3 protein-coding genes are annotated in these 3,718 nt (G+C 71.0%); all 3 read right to left on the bottom strand.

What is annotated here, in order from left to right:
• Nucleotides 1–976: ABC transporter permease (locus ACWGH4_RS32740; protein WP_453467251.1), on the bottom strand; the 976-nt coding region annotated here is incomplete at its 3' end.
• Entirely contained in the window at nt 966–2,507 is a 1,542-nt protein-coding gene (locus tag ACWGH4_RS32745) for a sugar ABC transporter ATP-binding protein (protein WP_453467253.1), read from the bottom strand. The genes ACWGH4_RS32745 and ACWGH4_RS32740, both read right to left, overlap by 11 nt.
• On the bottom strand, nt 2,504–3,538 hold the full coding sequence (locus tag ACWGH4_RS32750) for a substrate-binding domain-containing protein (protein ID WP_441261759.1): 1,035 nt from the start codon (nt 3,536–3,538) through the stop codon (nt 2,504–2,506). The genes ACWGH4_RS32745 and ACWGH4_RS32750 overlap by 4 nt, the downstream gene beginning before the upstream one ends.
• Nucleotides 3,539–3,718: the final 180 nt, after the last annotated feature.

Below are 3,718 nucleotides of genomic sequence, written 5' to 3' on the forward strand. Positions count from 1 at the left end.
GGCGGAGCGTGTCCAGCAGCACCGCGAGGGCGATGACGACACCGATGACGACCTGCTGCCAGAAGGCGGAGACGGACAGCAGGTTGAGGCCGTTGCGCAGCACGGCGAGGATCAGCGCGCCGATCAGGGTGCCGGACGCCTTGCCCACACCGCCGGCGAGGCTGGCGCCGCCGATGACGACGGCGGCGATGGCGTCGAGTTCGTAACCCTGGGCGGCCTGCGGCTGGGCGGAGGCGAGCCGGGAGGCGAGGACGACACCGGCGACGGCGGCGAAGAGGCCGGACAGCGCGTAGATGACGAGCTTCTGCCGCTTGACGCGCAGGCCGGAGAGGCGGGCGGCCTCCTCGTTGCCGCCGATGGCGTACATGGAGCGGCCGATATAGGTGCGGCCGAGGATCAGCGCGGTGAGCAGGCCCATCGCGATCATCACGAGGACGGGGACGGGGAGCCAGCCGCCGAGCGTGTCGCCGAGCCCGGACACGGAGTCGGGGAACGCGATGGGGCTGCCCTGCGAGATGACCAGGGACAGTCCGCGGCCGATCGACAGCATCGCGAGCGTGGCGATGAACGGCGGCAGCTTGCCGTACGAGACGAGCGCGCCGTTGACGAGGCCGCAGGCCGCGCCGGTCGCGACGGCGAGGACGACGGCCAGCCACACCGGCACTCCCTCGCTGGTCGCCGTCCAGGCCAGCACGGTGGCGGACAGCGCGGCGACGGAGCCGACGGACAGGTCGATGCCGGCGGAGACGATGACGAAGGTGACACCGAACGCGAGGATCGCGGTGACGGCTGCCTGGACGCCGACGTTGAGCAGGTTCTGCGTCGTCAGGAAGTCGCCGGAGAGCAGCGACATCGCGACGAGCAGGACGACGAGAGCGGTCAGCGCACCGTTGTCGAGGAGTATGCGACGGAGCGCGGAGCCGCCCGCCGGGGCGCCGCTCGCGCCCCTGTCGTTCTTCAGCGTGTCAGTGGCCACGGGGGCTCTCCTCTTCGTTCACTGCGGGGTCGTTCGCAGGAGTGGCGGTGGTGACGGCGAGGGCCATCACCGCGTCCTGGGTGGCTTGTTCTGCGTCGAGTTCGCCGGCGATCCGGCCCTGGGCCATGACCAGCACCCGGTCGCTCATACCGAGCACTTCCGGCAGGTCGCTGGAGATCATCAGGACCGCGTGGCCGGAGGCGGTGAGCTCGTTGACGAGCTGGTAGATCTCGACCTTGGCGCCGACGTCGATGCCTCGGGTGGGTTCGTCGAGGATCAGTACGCGGGTGTCGGCGAGCAGCCACTTGCCGATGACGACCTTCTGCTGGTTGCCGCCCGACAGGGTGCGTACATGCTGGCCGAGGCCCGCCATCCGGACACCGAGCTGCTCGGCGATGCGGGCGGCGGCCGTGCGCTGTGCCTTGAGGTCGACGAGTCCGGCGCGCGTCGCCGAGCGCAGGGTGACCAGGCCGAGGTTCTCCTGCACGGAGGCGTCGAGGACCAGTCCCTGCCCCTTGCGGTCCTCAGGGACGAGGCCGATGCCGGCGCCCATCGCGGCGCCCACGTCGTGGGTGGGCAGCGTGCGGCCGAGGACCTGGACGCTGCCCCGGTCGTAGGGGTCGGCGCCGAAGACGGCGCGGGCGACCTCGGTGCGGCCGGCGCCGACGAGTCCTGCGAGGCCGACGACCTCACCGGCCCGTACCTCGAAGCTGACGTCGTGGAAGACACCGTCGCGGGTCAGTCCGCGCACGGACAGCAACGGCTCGCCGGTCTCCGGCCGTTCGCGTGGGTACTGCTGCTCGATGGAGCGGCCCACCATGAGCCGTACGAGTTCGTCCTCGGGGGTCGTGGCGGGCACCTGGTCGACGGAGCGGCCGTCGCGCAGGACGGTGACGCGGTCGCCGAGGGCGGCGATCTCCTCGAGGTGGTGGGTGATGAAGACGATGCCGACGCCGTCCTCGCGCAGTTGCCGCACGATACGGAAGAGCTTGTCGACCTCCTCCGTGGTCAGCACGGCGGTCGGCTCGTCCATGATCAGGACGCGGGCGTCGAGGCTGAGGGCCTTGGCGATCTCCACCATCTGGAGGCGGGCGATGCCGAGTTCGCGTACGCGTGCCCGCGGGGACACCTGGACGCCGACGCGGTCGAGGAGCTGCTGCGCCCGGGCCTCCATCGTCCTGCGGTCGATCATGCCGAAGCGCCGTGGCTGGCGGCCGAGGAAGATGTTCTCGGCGACCGTCAGGTCGGGCACCAGGTTGAACTCCTGGTAGATGGTGGCGATGCCGAGGCGTTCCGCGTCCTGGGCGCTGTGGATGCGCACCTCCTGCCCTTCGGCGAGGATGCGCCCGCTGTCGGGCCGGTAGGCGCCGGAGAGCATCTTGATGAGGGTGCTCTTGCCGGCTCCGTTCTCGCCGAGGAGGACGTGGACCTCGCCGCGGCGCAGGTCGAAGTCGACGGAGTCGAGGGCGACCACACCGGGGAAGGTCTTGCGGATGCCTTCGATGCGCAGCAACTCGTCCGGGCTGCTCACAAGTTGCTCCTTTGCTGGGACGTGGTGGGGACGGGGGCCGGCGGCTCGCCGCAGGAACGGCGCACGACGAGGGTGGCGGGGAGGGTGACGGACTGCGGGGGTCTGCCTTCGATCAGGTCGACCAGCGCCCGTACGGCGGCTCTGGCCAGGTCGGCGGTCGGCTGGGCGATCGCCGTGATCGGCGGGTCGGTGTGGACGAACCACGGGATGTCGTCGAAGGCGGCGAGTCCGATGTCGTCGGGGACGCGCAGGCCGCGGGCGCGGATCGCGTCGAGCGCGCCGAGGGCCATCAGGTTGTCGGCGGCGAAGACGACTTCGGGCGGTCGGGGCAGGTCGAGGAAGCGCTCGGTGGCGCGGCGTCCGCTGTCGGCCTGGAAGTCGCCCTGGCCGATGTAGTCGTCGGGCAGCGGCAGTCCGTAGGCGTGCAGCGCTTCCCGGAAGGCGTCGACGCGCTCCTGTCCGGTGGTGGTGGCCGCGGGTCCTGCGATGATCGCGAGCCGCCGGTGGCCGAGACGGTGCAGGTGGGCGACGAGGTCGCGGACGGCGGCGCGGCCGTCCGCGCGCACGACGGGGACGTCGACGCCGGGGATCCACCGGTCGACGAAGACCATGGGGGTGCCGCCGCCTGCCGCGTCGAGCATCAGCGGGGAACGCCCGTCGGCGGGTGAGACGAGCAGACCGTCGATCCTGCGCTCGAGCAGGGTGCGGACGTGGTGGTCCTGGAGGTCCGGCTGCTCGTTGGCGTTGCCGATGATGACGCTGTAGCCGCGGGTGCGGGCCTCCTCCTCGACGGAGCGGGCCAGCTCGGTGAAGTACGGGTTGAGGACGTCGCTGATGACGAGACCGATGGTGCGGGTCTGGTCCGTGCGCAGCGAGCGGGCGACCGCGTTGGGCCGGTAGCCGAGCGTCTCGACGGCGGCGAGGACGCGTGCCCTGGCCTCGGGGCTGACGGAGGGATGGTTGTTGAGCGCCCGCGAGACCGTCGCGACGGACAGTCCCGCGGCGGCGGCCACATCCTTGATGCCGGCCATGTCCGGACCACCTCCTTGTGGATCCCGAAAGCCTTCGACCCCATGCGGCGCGACGCATGGAAACGTTTACACGGAGAGATGGAAACGTTTACACGGCAGGCTTGGCAAGACTCCGGCGCCGGGCGAGATCAGATCGTGACGAGGGCGCTCAGATGAGCGGAGGCGCTCGGGGCGTTCTCT

The organism is Streptomyces sp. NPDC054847 (assembly GCF_053610925.1).

Bases quoted from the DNA above. Each gene is read 5' to 3' on its own strand.
- ACWGH4_RS32750 (WP_441261759.1), bottom strand. From the start codon at position 3,538: ATGGCCGGCATCAAGGATGTGGCCGCCGCCGCGGGACTGTCCGTCGCG.